Source organism: Marinomonas sp. GJ51-14, assembly GCF_055808695.1.
Genome location: NZ_CM147879.1, coordinates 1 through 23,753 on the forward strand (window position 1 = coordinate 1; position 23,753 = coordinate 23,753).

At 42.9% G+C, this 23,753-nt stretch carries 18 protein-coding genes, 2 tRNA genes, 3 rRNA genes and 1 pseudogene; 9 read left to right on the plus strand and 15 right to left on the minus strand.

All coding sequences use genetic code 11. From position 1 onward, the window contains the following. Positions 1-274 precede the first annotated feature (274 nt). The 10 genes and pseudogenes from rrf to AC0L3Y_RS00050 form a co-directional block, all read right to left on the minus strand. A 5S ribosomal RNA gene (rrf, locus tag AC0L3Y_RS00005) occupies positions 275-389 on the minus strand. Between the two features lie 204 nt (positions 390-593). Next, positions 594-3,490: ribosomal RNA gene (locus AC0L3Y_RS00010) — 23S ribosomal RNA — on the minus strand. 304 nt (positions 3,491-3,794) lie between these two features. After that, positions 3,795-3,870: transfer RNA gene (locus AC0L3Y_RS00015), tRNA-Ala, on the minus strand. A 142-nt stretch (positions 3,871-4,012) separates the two neighbouring features. Continuing rightward, a tRNA-Ile gene (locus AC0L3Y_RS00020) sits at positions 4,013-4,089 on the minus strand. A 106-nt stretch (positions 4,090-4,195) separates the two neighbouring features. Next, positions 4,196-5,735, minus strand: a 16S ribosomal RNA gene (locus AC0L3Y_RS00025). Together the 16S, 23S and 5S rRNA genes with 2 tRNA genes alongside form the textbook arrangement of a ribosomal RNA operon. A gap of 331 nt (positions 5,736-6,066) precedes the next feature. Further along, positions 6,067-6,672 carry a protein-methionine-sulfoxide reductase heme-binding subunit MsrQ gene (locus tag AC0L3Y_RS00030; protein WP_473467205.1) on the minus strand — a complete coding sequence of 202 codons (606 nt, stop codon included), beginning with the start codon at positions 6,670-6,672 and terminating at the stop codon, positions 6,067-6,069. 1 nt (position 6,673) lies between these two features. Beyond that, positions 6,674-7,663 (minus strand): protein-methionine-sulfoxide reductase catalytic subunit MsrP, encoded by a 990-nt coding sequence (gene msrP, locus AC0L3Y_RS00035; protein WP_473467207.1) that lies wholly within the window; start codon positions 7,661-7,663, stop codon positions 6,674-6,676. Positions 7,664-7,775: 112 nt separating this feature from the next. Then, positions 7,776-8,545 (minus strand): annotated as a pseudogene (gene pssA, locus AC0L3Y_RS00040) (CDP-diacylglycerol--serine O-phosphatidyltransferase). A 30-nt stretch (positions 8,546-8,575) separates the two neighbouring features. Further along, a complete protein-coding gene (hemL, locus tag AC0L3Y_RS00045; RefSeq protein ID WP_473467209.1) occupies positions 8,576-9,859 on the minus strand; it encodes a glutamate-1-semialdehyde 2,1-aminomutase in 1,284 nt (427 codons plus the stop codon). Between the two features lie 72 nt (positions 9,860-9,931). Beyond that, positions 9,932-11,548, minus strand: a complete 1,617-nt coding sequence (locus AC0L3Y_RS00050; protein WP_473467211.1) for a chloride channel protein — start codon at positions 11,546-11,548, stop codon at positions 9,932-9,934. A 216-nt stretch (positions 11,549-11,764) separates the two neighbouring features. Here AC0L3Y_RS00050 and argC point away from each other — a divergent pair, with 216 nt between their 5' ends. Beyond that, on the plus strand, positions 11,765-12,796 hold the full coding sequence (gene argC / locus AC0L3Y_RS00055; RefSeq protein WP_473467214.1) for an N-acetyl-gamma-glutamyl-phosphate reductase: 1,032 nt from the start codon (positions 11,765-11,767) through the stop codon (positions 12,794-12,796). A 109-nt stretch (positions 12,797-12,905) separates the two neighbouring features. Here the strand turns inward: argC and AC0L3Y_RS00060 are convergent, their stop codons facing one another. Then, positions 12,906-13,382: an Lrp/AsnC family transcriptional regulator gene (locus AC0L3Y_RS00060; protein WP_473467216.1), complete on the minus strand. Its 477-nt coding sequence runs from the start codon at positions 13,380-13,382 to the stop codon at positions 12,906-12,908. 183 nt (positions 13,383-13,565) lie between these two features. Here AC0L3Y_RS00060 and yjeH point away from each other — a divergent pair, with 183 nt between their 5' ends. Together yjeH and luxS are read left to right on the plus strand one after the other, a co-directional pair. Further along, entirely contained in the window at positions 13,566-14,843 is a 1,278-nt protein-coding gene (gene yjeH / locus AC0L3Y_RS00065) for an L-methionine/branched-chain amino acid transporter (protein ID WP_473467218.1), read from the plus strand. Between the two features lie 102 nt (positions 14,844-14,945). Further along, positions 14,946-15,458 carry an S-ribosylhomocysteine lyase gene (gene luxS / locus AC0L3Y_RS00070; RefSeq protein WP_473467219.1) on the plus strand — a complete coding sequence of 171 codons (513 nt, stop codon included), beginning with the start codon at positions 14,946-14,948 and terminating at the stop codon, positions 15,456-15,458. A 90-nt stretch (positions 15,459-15,548) separates the two neighbouring features. On the opposite strand, the gene AC0L3Y_RS00075 is transcribed toward luxS, so the two are convergent. The 3 genes from AC0L3Y_RS00075 to AC0L3Y_RS00085 all read right to left on the minus strand — a co-directional run bounded on the left by AC0L3Y_RS00075 (position 15,549) and on the right by AC0L3Y_RS00085 (position 17,165). Continuing rightward, on the minus strand, positions 15,549-16,184 hold the full coding sequence (locus tag AC0L3Y_RS00075) for a LysE family translocator (RefSeq protein ID WP_473467223.1): 636 nt from the start codon (positions 16,182-16,184) through the stop codon (positions 15,549-15,551). A 392-nt stretch (positions 16,185-16,576) separates the two neighbouring features. Further along, a complete protein-coding gene (locus AC0L3Y_RS00080) occupies positions 16,577-16,978 on the minus strand; it encodes a helix-turn-helix domain-containing protein (RefSeq protein WP_473467224.1) in 402 nt (133 codons plus the stop codon). Then, the gene (locus tag AC0L3Y_RS00085; protein ID WP_473467226.1) at positions 16,968-17,165 is read right to left on the minus strand and encodes a type II toxin-antitoxin system RelE/ParE family toxin; all 198 of its coding nucleotides are present in this window, start codon (positions 17,163-17,165) and stop codon (positions 16,968-16,970) included. Before AC0L3Y_RS00085 ends, AC0L3Y_RS00080 begins: the two co-directional genes overlap by 11 nt. Before the next feature lie 182 nt (positions 17,166-17,347). Here AC0L3Y_RS00085 and AC0L3Y_RS00090 point away from each other — a divergent pair, with 182 nt between their 5' ends. The 6 genes from AC0L3Y_RS00090 (at position 17,348) to AC0L3Y_RS00115 (ending at position 22,918) form a co-directional block, all read left to right on the plus strand. Continuing rightward, positions 17,348-18,580, plus strand: a complete 1,233-nt coding sequence (locus AC0L3Y_RS00090; RefSeq protein WP_473467228.1) for a hypothetical protein — start codon at positions 17,348-17,350, stop codon at positions 18,578-18,580. Positions 18,581-18,955: 375 nt separating this feature from the next. After that, the gene (locus AC0L3Y_RS00095; protein ID WP_473467230.1) at positions 18,956-19,204 is read left to right on the plus strand and encodes a DUF6868 family protein; all 249 of its coding nucleotides are present in this window, start codon (positions 18,956-18,958) and stop codon (positions 19,202-19,204) included. A 133-nt stretch (positions 19,205-19,337) separates the two neighbouring features. Then, positions 19,338-20,336, plus strand: a complete 999-nt coding sequence (locus tag AC0L3Y_RS00100; RefSeq protein WP_473467233.1) for a hydrolase — start codon at positions 19,338-19,340, stop codon at positions 20,334-20,336. A 138-nt stretch (positions 20,337-20,474) separates the two neighbouring features. Next, entirely contained in the window at positions 20,475-21,305 is an 831-nt protein-coding gene (locus AC0L3Y_RS00105; RefSeq protein ID WP_473467235.1) for an MbnP family copper-binding protein, read from the plus strand. After that, the gene (locus tag AC0L3Y_RS00110) at positions 21,306-22,412 is read left to right on the plus strand and encodes an MbnH family di-heme enzyme (protein ID WP_473467236.1); all 1,107 of its coding nucleotides are present in this window, start codon (positions 21,306-21,308) and stop codon (positions 22,410-22,412) included. A 158-nt stretch (positions 22,413-22,570) separates the two neighbouring features. Further along, positions 22,571-22,918, plus strand: coding sequence for a rhodanese-like domain-containing protein (locus tag AC0L3Y_RS00115; RefSeq protein WP_473467238.1), 348 nt, complete (start codon positions 22,571-22,573; stop codon positions 22,916-22,918). A 1-nt stretch (position 22,919) separates the two neighbouring features. Here AC0L3Y_RS00115 and AC0L3Y_RS00120 read toward each other — a convergent pair whose 3' ends face one another. Further along, on the minus strand, positions 22,920-23,690 hold the full coding sequence (locus tag AC0L3Y_RS00120; RefSeq protein ID WP_473467240.1) for a M90 family metallopeptidase: 771 nt from the start codon (positions 23,688-23,690) through the stop codon (positions 22,920-22,922). Positions 23,691-23,753 lie beyond the last annotated feature (63 nt).

The following is a 23,753-nucleotide window of genomic DNA, read 5'->3' on the forward strand; positions in this document are numbered from 1 at the left end:
GAGCTTCTCTTATTTATAAGCTTGACGACTTAGTGTTCTCACATGCTTATCTGCAATAAAAAACCCCACACAGCGTTGGCTATGTGGGGCTCTTAGTATTATAAGCTTGACGACTTACTGCTCTCACATGCTTAGCTGCAATAAAAAACCCCACACAGCGTTGGCTATGTGGGGCTCTTAGTATTATAAGCTTGACGACTTAGTGTTCTCACATGCTTATCTGCAATAAAAAACCCCACACAGCGTTGGCTATGTGGGGCTCTTAGTATTATAAGCTTGACGACGACCTACTCTCACATGGGATCTCCCACACTACCATCGGCGATGACGCTTTTCACTTCTGAGTTCGGGATGGGATCAGGTGGTTCAACGTCTCTATGATCGTCAAGCAATTCGGTTGCGTTCGTTCTGGTGGCTTTCTTTCGTTGGCCTTACCAAAACACGCGAAGACATGCTTGGATCTTTAACAATTCGTTTTGAAATAACGTCAATCAAGTATTAAACCGATGCTCATCATTGCTGATGCTTTATCGTAATATGTGTCTCTTTGTGATGAGATTTTTCTTTCTCATCCAAAACCACTTTGGTGTTATATGGTCAAGCCTCACGAGCAATTAGTATTGGTTAGCTCAATGCCTCACAGCACTTACACACCCAACCTATCAACGTCCTAGTCTCGAACGGCTCTTTAGGGGACTTATGTCCCAGTGAGATCTTATCTTGAGGGAGGCTTCCCGCTTAGATGCTTTCAGCGGTTATCCCGTCCGAACGTAGCTACCCGGCAATGCCACTGGCGTGACAACCGGAACACCAGAGGTTCGTCCACTCCGGTCCTCTCGTACTAGGAGCAGCTCCTCTCAAATCTCAAACGTCCACGGCAGATAGGGACCGAACTGTCTCACGACGTTCTAAACCCAGCTCGCGTACCACTTTAAATGGCGAACAGCCATACCCTTGGGACCGGCTTCAGCCCCAGGATGTGATGAGCCGACATCGAGGTGCCAAACACCGCCGTCGATGTGAACTCTTGGGCGGTATCAGCCTGTTATCCCCGGAGTACCTTTTATCCGTTGAGCGATGGCCCTTCCATACAGAACCACCGGATCACTAAGACCTACTTTCGTACCTGCTCGACGTGTCTGTCTCGCAGTTAAGCGTGCTTTTGCCTTTACACTCTATGCATGATTTCCGACCATGCTGAGCACACCTTCGTGCTCCTCCGTTACTCTTTGGGAGGAGACCGCCCCAGTCAAACTACCCACCACACAGTGTCCTCGATCCAGATAATGGACCTGAGTTAGAACCTCAAACATACCAGGGTGGTATTTCAAGATTGGCTCCAATAGAACTGGCGTCCTATCTTCAAAGCCTCCCACCTATCCTACACAAATAGGTTCAAAGTTCACTGTGAAGCTATAGTAAAGGTTCACGGGGTCTTTCCGTCTAGCCGCGGATACACAGCATCTTCACTGCGATTTCAATTTCACTGAGTCTCGGGTGGAGACAGTGTGGCCATCGTTACGCCATTCGTGCAGGTCGGAACTTACCCGACAAGGAATTTCGCTACCTTAGGACCGTTATAGTTACGGCCGCCGTTTACTTGGGCTTCGATCAAGAGCTTCGCTTACGCTAACCCCATCAATTAACCTTCAAGCACCGGGCAGGCGTCACACCCTATACGTCCACTTTCGTGTTTGCAGAGTGCTGTGTTTTTAATAAACAGTCGCAGCCACCTGGTATCTTCGACCGACTAGTGCTTACGGAGCAAGTCCTTCACACCGGCCGGCGTACCTTCTCCCGAAGTTACGGTACCATTTTGCCTAGTTCCTTCACCCGAGTTCTCTCAAGCGCCTTGGTATTCTCTACCTGACCACCTGTGTCGGTTTGGGGTACGGTTCGAACATATCTGAAGCTTAGAAGTTTTTCCTGGAAGCATGGCATCAACCACTTCACCCAAAAGAGGGCTCGTCGTCAGTTCTCGGTCTCCCCAATAAAGGGAGGTGCCCGGATTTGCCTAAGCACCTAACCTACCGCCTTAAACACAGACAACCATCGCTGTGCTGGCCTAGCCTTCTCCGTCTCTCCATCGCAATATGTACGAGTACAGGAATATTAACCTGTTTCCCATCGACTACGCATTTCTGCCTCGCCTTAGGGGCCGACTCACCCTGCCCTGATTAACATGGGACAGGAAACCTTGGTCTTCCGGCGGGGGAGTTTTTCACTCCCCTTATCGTTACTCATGTCAACATTCGCACTTCTGATACCTCCAGCCTGCCTTACAGCTTGACCTTCAACGGCTTACAGAACGCTCCTCTACCATGCCTAGTAAACTAAGCATCCGTAGCTTCGGTGTACAGTTTGAGCCCCGTTATATCTTCCGCGCAGGCCGACTCGACTAGTGAGCTATTACGCTTTCTTTAAAGGATGGCTGCTTCTAAGCCAACCTCCTAGCTGTCTAAGCCTTCCCACATCGTTTCCCACTTAACTGTAACTTTGGGACCTTAGCTGACGGTCTGGGTTGTTTCCCTTTCCACGACGGACGTTAGCACCCGCCGTGTGTCTCCCGTAATTGCACTCATTGGTATTCGGAGTTTGCATGGGGTTGGTAAGTCGGGATGACCCCCTAGCCCAAACAGTGCTCTACCCCCAATGGTGAGATACGAGGCGCTACCTAAATAGCTTTCGAGGAGAACCAGCTATCTCCGAGCTTGATTAGCCTTTCACTCCTATCCACAAGTCATCCCCGGACTTTTCAACGTACGTGGGTTCGGTCCTCCAGTTAGTGTTACCCAACCTTCAACCTGCTCATGGATAGATCGCCCGGTTTCGGGTCTATTCCCAGCAACTAAACGCCCTATTAAGACTCGGTTTCCCTACGGCTCCACTACTCGCTTAACCTTGCTACTGAAAATAAGTCGTTGACCCATTATACAAAAGGTACGCAGTCACGGAACAAGTCCGCTCCCACTGCTTGTACGTACACGGTTTCAGGATCTATTTCACTCCCCTCACAGGGGTTCTTTTCGCCTTTCCCTCACGGTACTGGTTCACTATCGGTCAGTCAGGAGTATTTAGCCTTGGAGGATGGTCCCCCCATATTCAGACAGGATATCACGTGTCCCGTCCTACTCGTTTTCATGATAAAGGTGTTTTCGTATACGGGGCTATCACCCTCTACGGCGGCCCTTTCCAGAGCCTTCTACTAACACCTAAACCACTTAAGGGCTAATCCCCTTTCGCTCGCCGCTACTTAGGGAATCTCGGTTGATTTCTTTTCCTAAGGGTACTTAGATGTTTCAGTTCCCCTCGTTCGCCTCGTATGGCTATGTATTCACCATACGATACCCGCAAGCGGGTGGGTTTCCCCATTCGGACATGTTCGGATCAAAGCCTGTTTATCGACTCCCCGAACCTTTTCGCAGATTACCACGTCCTTCATCGCCTCTGACTGCCAAGGCATCCACCGTGCACGCTTGGTCACTTGACCATATAACCCAAAATAGTTTCCACTCCGAAGAGTTTCACATTCAGATCACATACCTAAGAGCTTTTGTACCTCTTAGGATTTACGATAATAGAAGTCACTAGGTTAAAGTGAGCTTCCACCGGTTTAACACTTGATTTATCGTTATTTCAAAATTCGAATTGTTAAAGAGCAAGTTTAGTGCAAAGCACTAAGTCAGAGACTAAAAATCAGAAACACATTAAGAAATAACTTTCTTAATTGGTTTCTTTTTAGCGTCTTGCTTAGAACTCTAGCTAATCTTTTACACAGAAATACTAAGGAGAAATGGTGGAGCTATGCGGGATCGAACCGCAGACCTCCTGCGTGCAAAGCAGGCGCTCTCCCAGCTGAGCTATAGCCCCATATCTTTCACTTAGTTGTATTTGGTGGGTCTGGGCCGATTTGAACGGAAAGACATCAACCTCACCACTCTTTATTAAGGAATGGGGTTATTCTCTAACCAACGTCATTTCAGCTTTGAACCAAAATCAATTCTTGAAGAATTGGTGGGTCTGGGCCGATTTGAACGGCCGACCTCACCCTTATCAGGGGTGCGCTCTAACCAACTGAGCTACAGACCCAAATACTTTCTGTGCTTCTTATAAAGTAGATATTGTACGTCATCAGCTCTCGCCAACTTGTACCATCAGATAATTTGTGTGAACGCTCACCAGAGCTTCTATCGTTTAAGGAGGTGATCCAGCCCCAGGTTCCCCTAGGGCTACCTTGTTACGACTTCACCCCAGTCATTGACCACTCCGTGGTAACCGCCATCCCCGAAGGGTTAAGCTAGCTACTTCTGGAGCAATCAACTCCCATGGTGTGACGGGCGGTGTGTACAAGGCCCGGGAACGTATTCACCGTGGCATTCTGATCCACGATTACTAGCGATTCCGACTTCATGGAGTCGAGTTGCAGACTCCAATCCGGACTACGACGTACTTTATGGGATTCGCTCACTATCGCTAGCTTGCAGCCCTTTGTATACGCCATTGTAGCACGTGTGTAGCCCTACTCGTAAGGGCCATGATGACTTGACGTCGTCCCCACCTTCCTCCGGTTTGTCACCGGCAGTCTCCTTAAAGTTCCCACCCGAAGTGCTGGCAAATAAGGATAAGGGTTGCGCTCGTTACGGGACTTAACCCAACATTTCACAACACGAGCTGACGACAGCCATGCAGCACCTGTCTCACAGTTCCCGAAGGCACCAAGGAATCTCTTCCAAGTTCTGTGGATGTCAAGAGTAGGTAAGGTTCTTCGCGTTGCTTCGAATTAAACCACATGCTCCACCGCTTGTGCGGGCCCCCGTCAATTCATTTGAGTTTTAACCTTGCGGCCGTACTCCCCAGGCGGTCTACTTATTGCGTTAGCTGCGCCACTAAGTCATTACAACCCAACGGCTAGTAGACATCGTTTACGGCGTGGACTACCAGGGTATCTAATCCTGTTTGCTCCCCACGCTTTCGCACCTCAGTGTCAGTATCAGTCCAGGGTGTCGCCTTCGCCACTGATGTTCCTTCCTATATCTACGCATTTCACCGCTACACAGGAAATTCCACACCCCTCTACCGTACTCTAGCCTGCCAGTATCCGATGCCATTCCAAGGTTGAGCCCTGGGATTTCACATCAGACTTAACAAACCACCTACGCGCGCTTTACGCCCAGTAATTCCGATTAACGCTTGCACCCTCTGTATTACCGCGGCTGCTGGCACAGAGTTAGCCGGTGCTTCTTCTGGGGCTAACGTCAAAGTACGCTGGTATTAGCAACGTACCCTTCCTCACCCCTGAAAGTGCTTTACAACCCTAAGGCCTTCTTCACACACGCGGCATGGCTGGATCAGGCTTGCGCCCATTGTCCAATATTCCCCACTGCTGCCTCCCGTAGGAGTCTGGGCCGTGTCTCAGTCCCAGTGTGACTGGTCATCCTCTCAGACCAGTTAGAGATCGTCGCCTTGGTAGGCCTTTACCCTACCAACTAGCTAATCTCACGCAGGCTCATCTAATAGCGGAAGGTCACAAGTGATCCCCTCCTTTCCCCCTCAGGGCGTATGCGGTATTAGCATGCGTTTCCACATGTTGTCCCCCTCTACTAGGCAGATTCCTACGCGTTACTCACCCGTCCGCCGCTCGTCAGCAGGAGCAAGCTCCCCTGTTACCGCTCGACTTGCATGTGTTAAGCCTGCCGCCAGCGTTCAATCTGAGCCATGATCAAACTCTTCAGTTAAAGAACATGCTCACTCAAATCTATTACACTAACAAATAACTTAATTAATCCACCGTCCAATTAAGAACAGCAAACCAACATAAAGCGAATTGCATGCAGACTCTCGTAAGTCTTCAATTTTTTTGACCAACTACACGCTACAAGTAGCAATGCGATGGTCTTCTGAAGTCTCTAGCGAGCGCCCACACAAATTATCTGATTATCTATTTTAAAGAGCGTACTGACTTGCTTACTTCCTAAAAAGTTGAACTTCGTCTTCGTTGTATTGAAGTCTTGTCCGTGTCAGTGGAGGCGTATAATACAGCCTAGGTTTTTCAGCGCAAGTACTTTTTTAGGTTTTCTTAAAATACTTTTTATAAATATAAGTTTGATCGAATCTGAGAAACAAAAGCGGCGCAATAAACACCGAAATCCATAGGGCAACTGTCACATCACTTTTAACCTGCCACCAAAGATGAGCTAAAACACAAATAGCAGCAAAATAAATAAACTTATGAGTAGGTTTCCATTTCTTCCCCAACCGCTTCATCATAGCTTTAGTACTAGTCGCAGCAAGAACACTAAGAACTAACAAAGCAACAACACCTGCATAGATATAAGGTTTATCAAGTAAATCAGAAACTATCCAAGATAAATTCAATCCAGCAAACAAAATCAAATACGTTATTAGATGGAATAGTGCATAGAAAAATGCAGCTAAACCAACAAAACGTCGATAACGAGAAAGCACCTTAAAAGAAGTATATTTAACGAAAGGTGTCATAGATAAAACAGCAATAATAAAAACGCTTGCCCAAATACCGCTCAAGCTCATCAGAGATTCACCTGGGTCTGGAAAGTAGCGTCCTAAAAAAAGTGAAACTATCATCCAAACCAAAGGCATCAGAAAGAAAAGCATTACATACGGCTTTTCTTTCCTGTCCCAGAATACAGCCATACTAATAAAACCTTTTCAGATCCATACCTGTATACAAAGAAGCCACTTCTTCCTCATAACCATTAAACATTTTTGTATCAATGACATTAGGAAACAAGACACCGCTAGGCAATCGTCTCTCTTGTTTTTGAGTCCAGCGAGGATGATCAACTCTGGGATTTACATTGGCATAGAAACCATATTCACTAGGAGCAAGCAAACTCCACGTCGTTTCAGGCATAGTTTCAACAAAACGAATTTTGACAATTGATTTAATACTTTTAAAACCATACTTCCAAGGAATAACCAATCGAACAGGTGCACCATTCTGATTAGGTAACACACTTCCATACATACCCACGGCAAACATCGCCAAAGGATTCATTGCTTCATCAATACGTAAACCTTCACGGTAAGGCCAATCAAAACTGCCGCCACGTTGTGCAGGCATTTGCTTAGGATCGTACAGAGTTTCAAAGTAAACGTACTTAGCTTTTGATGTTGGCTTAAAGCGCTTCAAAACATCACCCAAAGAAACACCAACCCAAGGAATAACCATAGACCAAGCCTCAACACAACGAAGTCGATAGATACGTTCTTCTAGCATGGACTCTTTTATAATGTCATCAAGATCAAAAACACCAGTTTTCTCAGCCTCACCCTCTACCGTAATAGTCCAAGGAGTGGTTTTAAATTCAACCGATTTGTCTTTGGGATCATTTTTGCCGTAACCGAACTCATAGAAATTATTGTAAGATGTAGCCACATCAAAAGGTGCAACCTTCTCTCCAGAACCATATGACGTTTCGATAATATTTTGAAAGGAATTGGCAAGAGATGCAGGTGGGATTAAAGAATTACCTTCTTGCAATGCAGCAACATGACCAATCCCACCAACACCCAAAGCGACACCGCCGCCCACTTTCATAAACTGACGACGATTCAAATAAACGGATTGGTCGGTGACTTCTGACTCTAAGCAGTCAGACGCTTTTTTATTACGAATAAGCATAATGCATCCTCTCTATAATTAGGGTTATTGACAAGGATTCATACAACTAGTTCAAAAGCGTCTTTAATTTCAAAAGCGAAAGCTAAATATAGAAAACATTTAGTTTTCCACTTTAGCGCAGCTTTTTGAAGATAATCCCCAAAGGTCCCCATAAACCATAAAGGCAAAATACAATCATCAATACGAGCGATGGCTCTAGGGCTACCAGTACAAAAATAAGAACTGCAATTAGAAGCACAACAAAAGGTACTCGACCTTTTAGATTAAGGTCTTTAAAACTACGGTATTTAACATTACTCACCATCAGCAAACCAGCAATAGGTACAAGTAACGCCATTAACATAGCAACACTTTCACCGGAAACCCCCTTTTCATTCGCAGCCCAAATAACACCAGCAACAATTGCCGCAGCAGCAGGACTAGGTAACCCAGTAAAATAACGCTTTTCCTCAACACCCAGCATAGTATTAAAACGAGCCAAACGAAGCGCTGCCCCAACCGCATAAATGAAAGCTGCAATCCAGCCAATTTTACCAAGAGGTGCTAATGACCATGTGAAAACAATTAATGCTGGTGCAATACCAAATGACACCATATCTGCCAAAGAATCATATTCTGCACCAAATGCACTTTGGGTGTGCGTCATACGAGCAACCCGACCATCTAAACCATCAAACACCATAGAAATAAACACAGCCACTGCGGCGTGTGAGAAATTTCCATCCATGGCTGCAATGATCGAATAGAAGCCTGAAAAAAGTGCAGCTGTCGTGAACAAGTTTGGTAATAAATAAACCCCTTTCCTTGGCTGTTTTTTTCATCGCCAACGTCAATGTCTTCAATTTCATCAACGGGTGCTTTTTTAATATCATCTATAGACATTCTGTAGACCTTTCCATTATCACAAATTGTTTATACGAGCTTAGCGAAAGAACGCTTAGCAGCTTCTATTGTAAAATCGATATCATCATCTGTATGCGCCTGGGAAATAAAACCAGCTTCAAATGCTGCGGGCGCAAGGTATACGCCTTCTTCCAACATATGATGAAAAAAAGTTTTAAATCGTTCTAGGTTACAACGCTGAACTTCTGCAAAACTACTGACAACTTCAGCATCAGAAAAAAAGAAACCAAACATCCCACCAACACTAACAACACAAAATGGTACACCACAATCATCTGCCGCCTGCTTCAAGCCAGCAACAAGACGAGCAGATTTTTCACCTAATGTTTTATGGAAATCTTGCTCACTAATTTTATTCAGAACAGCCAAGCCAGCCACCATAGCAACTGGGTTACCAGATAAAGTACCTGCTTGATAAACCGGGCCAAGCGGTGAAATACATTCCATAATTTCGCGTTTGCCACCAAATGCACCCACTGGCATTCCGGCACCAATAACCTTACCAAGTGTCGTCAGATCCGGAACAATACCAAAATGCTCCTGAGCACCACCAAGTGCGACACGAAATCCCGTCATTACTTCGTCAAAAATCAGAACCGCACCAGATTCATCACACACATCACGAAGTGCTTGAAGGAATCCATCCACAGGCAGAATACAGTTCATATTGCCAGCAACTGGTTCAACAATAATACAAGCTACTTGATCACCGATTTCCGCAAAGCAACGCTTTACCTCTTCAATATCATTATATTGCAATGTAATTGTGTGCTTCGCCAAATCAGCAGGGACACCAGGAGAGTTCGGTACACCCAAGGTTAGAGCACCAGAACCGGCTTTAACCAATAAAGAGTCAGAGTGCCCGTGATAACAACCCTCAAACTTGACGATTTTATCACGTCCAGTATAGCCACGAGCAAGGCGAATCGCGCTCATTGTTGCTTCTGTTCCAGAGTTCACCATACGAACCATGTCCATAGAAGGCACTAGTTCGCATACTTTTTCAGCCATGGTAATTTCAATTTCTGTTGGCGCACCAAAACTCAAACCGAAATCAAGCTGCTGCCTTACTGCATCCAAAACATCTGAATGAGAATGGCCCAAAATCATTGGCCCCCAAGATCCAACATAATCGATGTAACGGTTTTTATCTTCATCATAAACATAAGCGCCCTCTCCCTTTTGGAAAAAAACAGGCGTACCACCTACACCGTTAAAAGCTCGTACTGGAGAATTCACACCTCCAGGAATACGGTGTTGTGCTCGTGCATATAAATCTTCAGATCGACTCATGTTCCTAAAATCCTATAACAAATAATGTAGTGTACTTAAAAATAACAACGTCAAATTAGTGACTAAACTCACCTAATCCTCTTCCAATAAAAACTGATCCAGACGATGTCGAGAAACAAGACAAAAAGAACAGTCAGGTAACGCCACTAATACCTCAGACAATCCTGTTGTTTGAAACCAACTCAAAATAGTTTCCAATGAGGCAGGTTCATCTATCAATGGAATAGGTATTGATTCAACCGCTTTCGTCAAATCCATCAACACAACTTCATCATCAACAACAAGCCAAGGCTGAGGTCCAAAATCTAATGTTTGCAAGGTTTCCAACAAAAGTGTGCGGCGAACTAAATGCCACTTTTCAGCCTGTTTAAATACAGTGTAGTCTACCACACTTAGGGCTAAATCATTTACTCGCTCAAGAGGAAGCTGTGCAGAAAGTACCAATACAGGTTCGGCAACAGGTTTCACTGTATGCTGACGAAGATAACGTTGGAGTGGATTTATCGAAGATGCCATACCTATATAACTCAGCCTCTCAACAAATACTGACTCTTGATGAAAAAAGACTCTTGTTAGTAAGCAAGATAAAACAATAACGAATAAAGCAGGAACAATAGCCTCCGACGAATTCGTCATTTCGACAATCGCGACCAAGGCAGTTAAAGGCGCCTGAAAACAAGCCGCCATCATCGCAGCCATTCCTAGCAAAGCAAATAAAGCAACATAAATAAATTCGCTTTCAAACATCTGAGCGACTTGTGCACCAATTAAACCACCTATAATGAAAGTTGGTCCTATCATTCCTCCTGGAACCCCTAAGCCAACAGTAAAAGCGGTTAATAAGGTTTTTACTATCACCAGTAAAAAAAGAGAATAAACAACAAACTCACCTGATAATAAATCAGTCAAAGGGCCATAACCACTACCAAGTGCTTCAGGTAAATAAATCGCAACTAAAGCGGTTACCCCAGCAATCACAGAAAACCGCACCCAAATAGAAACTCCACTAAAACGCCATAATATTTTTTGTGTATGAAGGAAAAGCGCAGACAACAAAACAATAAACACAACTAGGGCAAAGCAGGCAAGAAACATATCTAACGAAAGTACCACAGACGAAATACTGTCGATGCTAAAAATATGTAAAGGACCAATAAAATAATGACTGACAAGAGTCGCAATCACTGAAGACAACAAAACAGGTAAAACATAACGTTGACGATATTCAAGAAAAATGACTTCAAAGGCGAATAAAACGCCCGCCAATGGTGTTTGAAAAATCGCAGAAATCGAACCAGCAACACCACAAGCCAATAAGGTTTCAACACCATATTGAGGTAACTTGGCCTTTCCAGCCAAATAACCACCAAGCGTTGCCCCCAAATGAACGGCAGGCCCTTCTTTACCGATAGAAAGACCACCGACCAAACCAATTGCCGCAGTAAAAAACTGCACAACCGCATTCCAAATAGGTAAATTACCATTGTAGTAATTCAACCTCTCAACCACATAAGGTACACCTACTTTATGTAGTTGTTTTGGCAAGCCTGTAAAAATCAACGCCAACAACACACAAGCTGAAACCGATAAGCCAACACGCCATTCAACAGGCAACGTCTCAAAAGAATCAACGTCTACACCAATGAAATATCGTGCGGGCAAATAGATAACGGCATAAAACAACGCCATTACAAGCCCACAGAACAAACCACACAAAGCACCTAAAACCGCCAATATTGACAAGTCGTCATACGACCTTGCCTTAAGAGACCATTTTTCCTTTAAATTTAACCCTTTCAGACCCTTACCTCACTTTCAACTCGAGCAAATTTCGTGCACTATTCAATCAGTTATATAACAAATGCGCAATCGTCCCAATATCGACATAAAAAATAGGAAGCAACAGTGTATAAAATAGGTATCGTTGGTAGCACGGGTTACACCGGAGCCGAGTTATTAAGACTTCTCGCAAACCATTCACAAGTTGAAGTGATTGCAATCACATCTCGAAGTGAAGAAGGCAAACTGATCTCCGATATCTACCCAAGCTTACGTGGTCATTATGATCTACGATTTACAAATCCAAGCCTAGATGAATTAGCAAAATGCGATTTAGTATTTTTTGCCACGCCTCATGGTGTTGCAATGGACCAAGTTCCAGAACTCATTGACCGCGGTGTGAAAGTCGTCGATTTGGGAGCAGATTTCCGAATAAAAGACACAGTTGAATGGGCTAAATGGTACGGCATGGATCACCGAACACCAGATTACGTAGCAAAAGCCGTATACGGTTTACCTGAAATAAACCGCGAAGCTATCAAAGGCGCTCAACTTGTTGCCAACCCAGGCTGCTACCCTACAGCAACACAACTTGGACTTATTCCATTATTAGAAGCTGGAATCATTGATCCTGCACATCTTATCGTCGATGCAAAATCAGGCGTAAGTGGTGCAGGTCGAGGTGCAAACATAGGCTCACTATTATGTGAAGCAAGCGAAAGCTTTAAAGCTTACGGAGTTTCTGGACATCGCCACCTTCCAGAGATCAAACAAGGCTTGCAAGCAGTAAGCAAGGCACCTGTCGGCTTAACTTTTGTACCGCATTTGGTACCTATGATTCGTGGTATACATTCCACTATGTACGCAACATTAACAGATACATCAGTTGATCTTCAGGCATTATTTGAAGAACGTTACAATGGTGAATTCTTCGTTGATGTTATGCCAGCAGGTAGCTTGCCAGAAACTCGCAGTACGAAAGGAGCAAACTTCTGTCGTATCGCCGTTTACCGTCCTCAAGGTGGAGACAAGGTCGTTATCTTGTCAGTCATTGATAACCTAGTAAAAGGCGCTTCAGGACAAGCGATCCAAAACATGAACATCATGCTTGGCTTACCTGAAAACACAGGCCTAACTGCCCTAGGTATGATGCCTTAACACCATATTTTTTTTATCAAAGTTAACAAAAAACGGGCTCCTCAATTTCAATTTAAGAAGCCCGTTTTTTTATGCACATTCAGTAATTAACTACTTCATGTCTAATCCATTACCATCTATCTAATCGATTCGCCAAACACATATGCGTCACAACCTTATCAAGATTTGGCCAACCATCCATTTCACTTCGAATCGCATTTAAGCGGGCCATAGAATGAGCTTGCACCAAAAGTATTAAATCCAAATCACCGCTAATAGAGTGCGCTAACTTCACTTCAGGAATCGCATCAATAAAAGGCTGAACAAGGTCACAAGATAAAGGTCGAAAAGTTAACGCCAAATACGCTGTCACACCGTCTTCTTTTGAAACCGAAGTGTGGGCATGATAGCCAGTAATAGTGCGATTATCTTCCATACGTTTAATACGCTCAGTTACCGCCGAACGAGACAAGTTTACTTGGCGGCTAATATCTGAAACAGAAAGCCGCGCATCTTCCACGAGCAAGGCTAATATTTTTTGATCGTAATGATCTGCCACTCGATTCCTCTCTTTGTTGTTTGAATAATTATGACTGGCAATCTGCATGATTACCCTTGATTCAAAATGACGGAAATTCCGACAATATGCGCGCGAATAGAGACAGCTTGTATAGCGCTTTATATAAGCCGCTATTTTATCCTTAGCAACAATAAAAAACAGCTGTTGAATTCAATTATTGAACGCCACAGCTTAATTCCACTATTAGCACAATGACACAAAGGCAAACCCATGTCTCAATATCAAAGAACCCTCGGCCCGCTACAAGGTATCGCCATGACAGTCACCACTTTCATTGGTACTGGCTTAATGATCTTACCAGCCATGTCTGTGGCAGAAGCAGGGTCTTTTGCTTTTTACGCTTGGTTAATTACCGCCATAATGGTAATTCCGATTGCTTTCATCTTTGCTCTACTCGGCTCTAAATATCCTTCTGCTGGCGGCGCTTCCCATTATATTGGACGCGCCTTTGGCCCTCGTTATGAAAAAGCCGTTGGCTGGTTATTCCTCAGCATATTGTTAGTCGGTCCAGCGGTTGCTATTAAAGTCGCAGCGGCCTACCTCACCATTGTGTTTAAAACATCAGATCAATGGATTCTAGTTTTTAGCCTAGTAACATTGATTGGTATGCTGGCGTTTTCCATTGTTGGAATGCAAACTTCTGCACGTTTCCAAACAGGTGTTGTAATCAGCATGATCATCGCCATTGTATGGTTGTGCTTTATTGGCGACATTCAATCCAGCCTACAGGTAATTGAAACACCAACAGCACCAGAACATTGGCAACAGGCTCTTTATGCGACTGGCGTTATATTTTGGTGTTTCCTCGGCATAGAAGTGATGGCGCATATGGGTGCAGAGTTTAAAAACCCAGCACGAGACTTTCCCATCGCTTTATTGGGCGGCATGACGCTTGTTATTTTGGCTTACCTAAGTCTGGTTCTTCTTATCGCATGGCATCATACCTATGGCGACGAAGTCACCAATAGCCAATCATTGGCTTTGCTCGTTAGCAAATTAATGGGAGAAACCAGCAGCCGAATTTTCGCCGTTGGCGCTTACATTATCGCCTTTGCTAATGTAGGAATTTACATCTTAGGGTTTTCCCGAATGATTCAATCCATGGCCCAAAAAGGCGCTTTACCAACCACGTTTGCAAGCCTTAATAAAAATGGTGCTCCAGAAAAAGCCGTCTTACTAGTCGGGTGTATTACGCTTTTTTCGATTCTATTTTCTGAACTGTCTGGTTGGAAAATGTCATGGTTTATTGAGATGACCAACGGAAGCTTTTTGTTGATTTACACATTGACCTGCATAGCGGCTATTAAATTGGTAAATCGCATTGCTCAAGTCCTGACTCTAATTGCATTAATTAGCTGTGGTTTTATGGTGTTCTTCATAGGTCAAAGCATGCTATTTGCTGCAATTATGTTTTGCTTGGCACTTTTTTATGAATTCATAAGAGCGCCAAAAACTCCCATCAAAGATTCAAAACTTCATGTACAATAGCCTCCATTGTTATGGTGCGTCATTAAAACCTTTAAAGCACTGCAAGTTTGATGACACAAATAAACACTATATTATTTAGAATGTACAAGTAGGAGATTTTTTATGCCTTTATTAGACAGTTTTCGCGTAGACCACACACGCATGGATGCTCCAGCAGTACGTGTAGCAAAATCCATGGCGACACCAAAAGGTGACGACATCACCGTTTTTGATTTACGTTTTTGCGTACCAAATGAAGAGATTCTTTCTGAACGTGGTATCCATACGCTAGAGCATTTATTCGCAGGTTTCATGCGTAACCACCTAAACAGTGACAGTGTAGAAATTATCGATATATCTCCAATGGGTTGTCGTACAGGCTTTTACATGAGCTTGGTCGGAACACCAAACGAAGAGACAGTAGCAGCTTCTTGGAAAGCAGCAATGGAAGATGTTTTAAAAGTAAAAGCGAAAGAAGACATTCCAGAGCTTAACGAATACCAGTGCGGTACATACGAAATGCACTCTCTAGAAGAAGCGAAGAAAATCGCACAAACAATTCTAGACCGTGACGTAAAAGTAAACAGCAATGAAGAGCTTTACCTAAGCGAAGAGTTTCTGAAAGAACACAGCTAAAAGAAGCTAAGCTTTTATTGTTCACAAAAAAGGGTAGCTTTTTAGCCACCCTTTTTTATTAGTTCCTTATAAACGCTGAATGAAATTCAATTAAGCCCGAGTTGCCGTTGCCAAGAAACCACTAGCCATGACAAATACACTGCCCATACTACGATTCAAATTACGCATGCCTTTCGGGCTACGAATCAAACGGCGAATTTGCTTACCACTCATCGCATAAACATAAGCTGCAATAAATTCCGTAATACAAAAAGTTAATCCCATCCAGAAAAACTGCATAGAAACAGGCTGACTAAGATCCAGCATCTGAGGGAAAATCGCCGTAAACAACAACACGGCTTTGGGGTTGCCAATCGCCACTAAAAATTCCTGACGCATACGAGCAAAATTACCTCGTTTTACTTTCGTTCCTTCTTCACTTTCATGCTCTTCCAGAACCACCGCTGCACTGCGCCATGTTTTGATGCCGACATAAAACAAATACGCTACACCACACCACTTAACCACACTGAACCAAAATGCAGAAGAAACAATAATCGCCCCCAAACCCAAGGCAGACACCAACATCAAAATACTAAACGCCACATTACGGCCAATAACAGCAATTAACGCTTTCCTTGCACCGACCTGAATACCATTATGCATCGCCGTAAAATTATTAGGACCCGGCCCTAAAGATAGCAACATTAAAAGCGGCGCAATGGTTAACCAAACACTGAAAGTCATAGCAGTTAAATCTCGAAAAACAGAAAATCAAAATAGTCAGAAGACCACAAAAGGAGCGCAACTTTACAGATAAACAAAAGCCTTGTCAGCTTATTTTTTATACGATTTACAAACACAAAAAAACCGCAGATAAAGGCGGCTTTTGGAGTGGTGAAAAGGTGAGGAAAAATGCTAGAAATTTGTAGATGTGGAGAGATCAATTGGGGTGTAAAGCGAAGTGCAACGCCCTATATAAGTTGCCGGAATAGTGGTAAGCGAAGCTTTGAACCACAAAAACGACGCCGTGTCGGTCAACTTATGCAGGCAGTTAGGTAAAACTTGCACATTCACCTTTGATCCCACCTTACGACAACATCGTTTTCTAGCGTGATTCTAAGTCTATATCTATCATGTCAGATCACGCTTCGCTCATCTGACCTACAGTTCAGTTTGGATAGAATTGTATTTGAAGCAAGGTGAGCTCTATTCCGCATTCGTTTTTTTCTAAAAAAAAATACTTGTAAGCCTTTATCTTCGACTAAGTTGAGTAATTTCATCGATGGGCCATTTGGTTTTTTTAGACCTTGCTCCCATTTTTGAACCGTCGATTTACTCGTATTAAGATAAGCCGAAAATACACCTTGGCTGGCAAGGTTTTTCGTTCGGATCTGTTTTATTTGTTCAGCTGTTAATTCTTTTACTTCAGGCAAGCAGAGTGCATCAAACTCTCTCAACGTAGTGCCTTTCATTATTCCTGATTTATGCAGATCTTTAGCGGTTTCATGCACAACTTCTAAAATAGATTTATTCATCATTCTTTACCTCAATCAATGAACCTTGATGCAGGGCAGATTTGATTTCTTCGTTACTATAGCTTAATAATTCTTTCGCCATTATTTTCAATACTTTTAGTTCATCTGACTTAACGTTAGCACGACGATTCTTTGCAAAACCGTATATAAAAAAGGACGACCTACATGAATAATAGAAAGCCTCGCTCATCTAATCTACAAGACCCAATAACTAGATAAAAAAGCGGTTTTCCAATACGCCAGAAAGAAACATATTATTTCATTGCAAGACCATAAAGTTATATTATAACATATCTATCGAGATTGAATCTTATTTCAATTCTCTACAATAAAACCTTAGCAAAATACGATACTTTCAATGGAGAAGACCGAATGATCAAATTACTTGGCAGGGCTAGCCTTTTGACAATGAGCCTTGCAATTACGGCATGCGCAAGCCATCACCACGATGAGAATAACAATGATGATAATGTGACAACTTATCGTGTATTTGTTGGTGATCATGATGCAGCACGAGTCACTGCATTCGATTTGAGTTCCCCTCAAAAACGCTGGACGTTTGGCACTGCAGGCCAAAGCAAACTTTATTCTGTCGCTAATAACAGTGTCGTCGTTGCAGTTCAATCAGACGATAATCAAGTTAATTTCATCCAATCAGGAATTCATTTTCATAATCATGGAGAACACAACGACATTGAGATCGAACCCCCTAAAGCGATTAAGAAAACCCTGCAAGGCCCACGACCATTCCATGTCATTGAACACGATGACATTGTGTCTATAAACTTTGATAAAGGTGGTTATGCCGCTATTTTAGACGGCGATGAACTAAGCGAAGGTCACATTGAAGAAAGTCGCGTCCTACAAAATTATGCACATCACGGAGTTGTCGTGCCTTGGGGGAAAGGTTGGTTATCCAGTATTGCTGCAGATGAAGCAGAAGAAGGAAAGGCTCCGCCTCGCATTGGATTACAAGAAGTGAATACAAAAGGTACATCTATTGAAAGCCTACAAACTTGCACTGGACTGCATGGGGAAGCATTCTCGGGTTCTTACTTAGTTGTTGGTTGTAAAGAAGGCGTTTTAACCGCTAAAAAAGATAATAATGGCACTCAATATAAAATGTTGCCCTACCCTTCCGATTTCCCTAAAGGAGAAATGGCAGGCACTTTTCATGGTGCAAAATCTTTTCAAGTCTTCCTTGCCAGCTATGGTTCAAACAATCTAGCCATCATCGACCCAGCTGAAGCACCTCACATGCGACTTGTAGCGTTGCCATTCCGTAAAGTGGATTTCCTTCTTGATCCAGTGAAAATTCAAAATGGATATGTTTTAACTGAGAATGGACAACTCCACCGAGTAAATTTACTCACAGGTAAAATCGAAGCCAGTGTACGTGTCACCGAACCATACAGTATGGATGGTCACTGGAATGATCCACGCCCAAGACTAGCCATGGCAGGCAATGAAATCGTGATGACTGATCCAAATGCCGGTTTAATTCGCCGTATCAGTACAAAGGATTTTTCAGAAGTCGGCACGGTTAATGTTGGCGGCACGCCATATAACATTACCGTTGCTGGTGGCAGTGGCATTCACCACTAACAGACCAATAAAAGTTTAGAGTAAAGCGAATTCCTAAGCAAGATTAAGTGATATTATCGAACTGTGGGATTTGCTTTTTCTAATCTTCTGAATAAATAAGATCGAACCCTTTTTTCACCCTCTCTCCTTTTTTAGGTAGGAATAAAGCTTTATTCCTGACGTTCACATAAGCCGTTCACTCATATAATCCCCATCTATATTTAAAAACAGCAATTAACTTCATCACCAAAAAAGTATCTTGACCTTAACCTTCATAAAAGACAAAGATTGATAAGCCCTCTGTCTATGGTTATATTTTAATCAGGAATTGAACAAGGAACATAAAATGCCCCCCTTACAGATAAATTAAAAGCTCAAATCAAAGGAAATTAAAAAATGATCTCTCTTACTCAATTAACTGAACTACTTGGATGGGTTTCAATTCTAAATATAGGGTTTCTTCTTTTTGCTACAATCGTCCTAGCTTCAGCTAAATCAATCATTGTTGCGATACATAGTAAAATGTTTGATATCCCTAAAAACGAATTACCAGTGATCTACTTTAAATATTTAGCAAATTATAAAACCCTATCTTTAGTGTTTATAATCTTCCCTTATATTGCTCTAAAAATAATGGGGCAGTAGATATCTCAAGGTATCTAAGTCAAATACAGCATTATCCAAATACTTGATTCAAAAGTTATCAAAGCAATCTATTAACAAATAAACATAAAGCCAAAATACACTTTAACATTACTACCACCAACCGGAGCATCTTTTGGTTCAGTTCAACCCACCTTTCCTTTTGAAAAACAAACACCTACAGACTGTTTACGCGACGTTTTTCCGTAAGCCTTTAAAGTTGGCGACGACTTGCGAGGTATTTGAATTAGACGATGGCGATTTTGTTGATTGTTATTGGTTAAATAAACCAGACGAAGGCAGTTCAACGCCGATCGTTGTGTTGTTTCATGGTTTGGAAGGGTCACATCAATCACCGTATATTCAAGGCGCGATGCAGACATTAACGCAAGGTGGTTACGCCTGTGTGTTAATGCATTTTCGGGGCTGTTCTGGTCGTGATAATCGTTCACCACAAACCTATCATAGTGGTGAAACAGGCGATGCAAAGGCTTGGATTGAGCAGGTTAAACAAGCTTTTCCTGATGCACCTTTGTTCGCGGTGGGTTATTCACTCGGAGCTAATATGTTGTTGAAGCTGCTGGGAGAATACGGGCATCAGTCGCCTCTTAACGCTGCGATTGCGATTAGTACGCCGATGCAATTAGACATTAGTGCTGATGCCATTAGTCACGGTAGTTCGCGTCCTTATGAGTCCCATTTATTACGTTCGTTAAAAGCAACCTTGCTGCGAAAATACCAGCAACACGATATGGAAGCCTTGCTGGATAAAACGTCTGAACAGATTGAAAACATCCGTACAATTCGAGAGTTTGATGATATCTACACATCAAAAATAAACGGTTTCGATGGCGCACAAGATTACTATACGAAAAACAGCGCAAGACAATATTTGCCTCGCATAAAAACCAACACGCTGATCATCCACGCACTTGATGATCCATTCATGACGCCTTTGGTTTTACCCAAACAAAGCCATGGTAAATTCGATAACGTTTCAGCAAACATAGAGATGGAAATACACCAATACGGCGGTCACGTGGGGTTTGTGATGGGGGGCTATTCAAACCTATCTATTATCTGGAACATCGCATGCTGGCGTATTTTGATGAGCAAAAATCGCTGCTTACGATGAAGAAGAAATAATTATTCTTTTCACTTTTCTTAAATATATTTTACAAAATTGCGCCAGATCATTGAAGCTCAAGACAGTACCGATATAAAATTAATAAATTCAACATTATTTATTAATAAAAACTAAAAGATTAAGACTATGAAAAAACTTATCCTAATGGCTGCATTCGCAGCGAGTTCTGCTTTTGCAGATCAAGAAGTAACCCTTAATTTTGCTGCTGAAATAGCAAGCCAACCTTTCAGTTGTAGCGACACCTATCATAACCTTGGCAGCACAAAAACAAGCGTCATTGTTCGCGATTTTCGTATGTATCTATCCAATATTCATATGACAACTACTGATGGCAAACAAGTCCCTGTGACATTAAATGAAAACATTTGGCAAAATGGCTCCGTTGCCCTTTTAGACTTTGAGAACCGAACTGGTAACTGTAGAAATGGCACGCCACAAACTAACACTCAAATAAATGGTAGCGTTCCTGATGGTAATTACACAGGAGTTAGTTTTGATGTCGGTGTACCATTTGAGCAAAACCACGCAGACCCAACAGTGTCACCTTCTCCACTTAACCTGACTTCCATGTTTTGGAATTGGCGTGGTGGTTATAAGTTTGCAAGAATCGATTTTGTACCAACGAATAAAAGTAAAGGTGGGCCGAAAGGCTGGTTTCTACACCTTGGCTCAACCATGTGTAAATCTTCATCCAAAACAGACGCTCCGACAAGCTGTGCAAATTCAAACCGCATGAATATTTCTTTTGATAATTTTGAGCCGAAAAAAGACACTATTATAATTGATCCAGCACCTGTAGTAGCTGAAGCGGATTTAAGTACTAATGCACCAAAAACATCACCCGGCTGCATGTCTTTCCCGAACGATCCAGATTGCTTAACCGTTATGAAAAAGCTTGGCTTAAATTACATGAAGATACCTGCGGGTGAACAGCAATTATTTAAAGTAGATAAATAGATGCGCTTCCACTTTCTAGTTGTGTTAGGCCTCATTTTAATTGGGACTAACACCGCCTTAGCGGCTGACTACAAATGGCCGTTGCCGGATTGGATGCCAAAGCCTCAAGTCCCCGAAGACAACCCGATGAGTGTGGAAAAGGTCGACCTTGGTCGCCATCTATTTTATGACGCTCGCTTGTCCGCAGATCAAACTATTGCCTGTTCATCTTGTCATGAACAAGGCCGAGCTTTCACTGATGGTCGTTCATTTGGCGTTGGCATTAAGGGTATCCTCACCCATAAAAACCCTCAACCACTTATGAATGTAGCTTATTTGCCAGTACTCACTTGGGCGAACCCTCATCTCACTTCATTAGAGTTCCAATCGCTGGTTCCTTTATTTGGTGAAGACCCAGAAGAAATGGGATCCGCAGGAAAAGAAAATGAAATTTTTAGACGTTTAGCAAACGATCCTTATTACCAAAAGGCCTTCAAAGCAGCTTTTCCAGAGCGTCCAAAACCAGAGCTATTTACCATAACCCGAGCACTTGGTGCTTTTCAACGAAGCCTTATGTCGTTCAATAGTCCCTATGATCGATTCAAATATGGTCGTCAACCAGAAGCAATATCTCCCGCCGCCAAACAAGGTGAGCAACTTTTCTTTGATCATAAGTTCGAATGCTATCACTGCCATCAAGGCGTTATGTTCAGTGACAATTTTAAAACATCTATTAGCCCATGGAGTGAGACTGGTTTTCATAACACAGGCCTGTACCGTAATTACTCAGCAACGGCTTCTGGCCTAATTGAATTCACAGATCTAGCTGAAGATGCAGGGCGATTTCGTACTCCTTCATTGCGTAATGTCGCTGTTACAGCACCCTACATGCACGACGGTTCCATTAAAGACCTTCGTAGTGTCATTCAACATTATGCAAAGGGAGGTCGCGAAGGACATCCAATGCAAGACGGTATGATTATTGGATTTGAAGTCAATGAACAAGAAATTAGCGACTTGATCGCTTTTCTTGAAAGCCTCACTGACAAGGAATTTCTAACAAATCCAAACTACAGCGACCCATGGCCACAAGGACATGCTGCCAGTATCAATCGCACCTCACCTTAGAATAAGGTAGCTCAGTTCTAATTTTATATAACGCTTACTAGCAATACATGTAGTCGTATGTATCTACTAACCAATGTACGTCTTGATTTATCCGTTTCACTTTACTACATTAGAAATAACTAAATTAGTTTTACCTAGATTAAATTATTGGAGACATCATGCAATATACAAGTAAGTTTCAAGCTATGGCCGATTCAGCCCAGGCTCAAGTAGAAGGTATAGCACCTGATACAGTTGATGACAGAATGTCACGAGGTGCTGTTGCTTTGGATATTCGAGATTCGGAAGAACACGCGAAAGGACACATTGTAGGGTCAATGAACATCAGTCGCGGTAAATTGGAAATGATTGTTGAAGGCAAAATTCCAGATTTGAATACGGAAATATTGTGCTACTGCAATGCTAATAATCGTGGCGCATTGTCAGCCGCTTCGTTGAAAAATATGGGGTACGTTAACGCCAAGTACATTGCTGGCGGTTTAAACGACTACAAAGCATTAAGCTAACTTAAACAGCAGGACGCTGACGATAGAACTGACACAACAGCCGATATACTTCTGGCATGTGCTCTTTCATTTTTTCAGGGTCTTCAAAAAACGTCTCACTGCACACCGCAAAGAATTCAGCCGGATTGGTTAATGCGTACTCATCAAGAGGCAATCGACGATGCTGATGTGAGTCACGCTGCAATCTATCCCATGCGGCGCTAAAGATATCGTGCCACTCACCTGGTAGCATATCAGGGTGCATTGGCGGCGCACCATTGGCACCATCCCGTAACATATCAAGCTTGTGTGCTAATTCATGAATTACGACATTACTGGCTTTGGAATGCCGAGCATGCGCGCCCGTTTCACAAACAGTTTCCCACGACAAAATCACAGGGCCTTTTAGCCAAGCTTCACCGCTCAATGCTTGTCTTCCAGTATGAACCACACCATCATCACTACGATAAGCGTTATTAGAAACAAAGTCGCCTTCGTAAACAACAATAGTGAACCAACCGTTATACCAATCTAAACCAAGGTTCAAAATAGGTACGCAGGCCATAGTGGCAATTTTAAGACACATCTCATTGGTAAATTGAAAACCGCCACCAGAAACAAAATTTTTACGAGCCAGAAAACGAAAAGCCATATTCCGCAATGCATCACGCTCAGCACCTTGATAACGTTCCATTACAGGCCAATCGGCAATGGCAGACTCCCATTCATCCTCTGTAAACGCCATTTTTTTAATGCGTTTATTTTCTAACCAGTGATGAAGTCGTTTTAACATTATTGGCTCGTTATCAAGATAAGTGAATTAGGTTAAATTTGATTCTGAGCCTTTTCAAAAAGC

Coding starts and splice junctions, on each gene's coding strand:
- AC0L3Y_RS00030 (WP_473467205.1), bottom strand. CDS start 6,672: ATGGCTGTATTCTGGGACAGGAAAGAAAAGCCGTATGTAATGCTTTTC.
- msrP (WP_473467207.1), bottom strand. CDS start 7,663: ATGCTTATTCGTAATAAAAAAGCGTCTGACTGCTTAGAGTCAGAAGTC.
- hemL (WP_473467209.1), bottom strand. CDS start 9,859: ATGAGTCGATCTGAAGATTTATATGCACGAGCACAACACCGTATTCCT.
- AC0L3Y_RS00050 (WP_473467211.1), bottom strand. CDS start 11,548: ATGGCGTTGTTTTATGCCGTTATCTATTTGCCCGCACGATATTTCATT.
- AC0L3Y_RS00060 (WP_473467216.1), bottom strand. CDS start 13,382: ATGCAGATTGCCAGTCATAATTATTCAAACAACAAAGAGAGGAATCGA.
- yjeH (WP_473467218.1), top strand. CDS start 13,566: ATGTCTCAATATCAAAGAACCCTCGGCCCGCTACAAGGTATCGCCATG.
- luxS (WP_473467219.1), top strand. CDS start 14,946: ATGCCTTTATTAGACAGTTTTCGCGTAGACCACACACGCATGGATGCT.
- AC0L3Y_RS00075 (WP_473467223.1), bottom strand. CDS start 16,184: ATGACTTTCAGTGTTTGGTTAACCATTGCGCCGCTTTTAATGTTGCTA.
- AC0L3Y_RS00080 (WP_473467224.1), bottom strand. CDS start 16,978: ATGATGAATAAATCTATTTTAGAAGTTGTGCATGAAACCGCTAAAGAT.
- AC0L3Y_RS00085 (WP_473467226.1), bottom strand. CDS start 17,165: ATGAGCGAGGCTTTCTATTATTCATGTAGGTCGTCCTTTTTTATATAC.
- AC0L3Y_RS00090 (WP_473467228.1), top strand. CDS start 17,348: ATGATCAAATTACTTGGCAGGGCTAGCCTTTTGACAATGAGCCTTGCA.
- AC0L3Y_RS00095 (WP_473467230.1), top strand. CDS start 18,956: ATGATCTCTCTTACTCAATTAACTGAACTACTTGGATGGGTTTCAATT.
- AC0L3Y_RS00105 (WP_473467235.1), top strand. CDS start 20,475: ATGAAAAAACTTATCCTAATGGCTGCATTCGCAGCGAGTTCTGCTTTT.
- AC0L3Y_RS00110 (WP_473467236.1), top strand. CDS start 21,306: ATGCGCTTCCACTTTCTAGTTGTGTTAGGCCTCATTTTAATTGGGACT.
- AC0L3Y_RS00115 (WP_473467238.1), top strand. CDS start 22,571: ATGCAATATACAAGTAAGTTTCAAGCTATGGCCGATTCAGCCCAGGCT.
- AC0L3Y_RS00120 (WP_473467240.1), bottom strand. CDS start 23,690: ATGTTAAAACGACTTCATCACTGGTTAGAAAATAAACGCATTAAAAAA.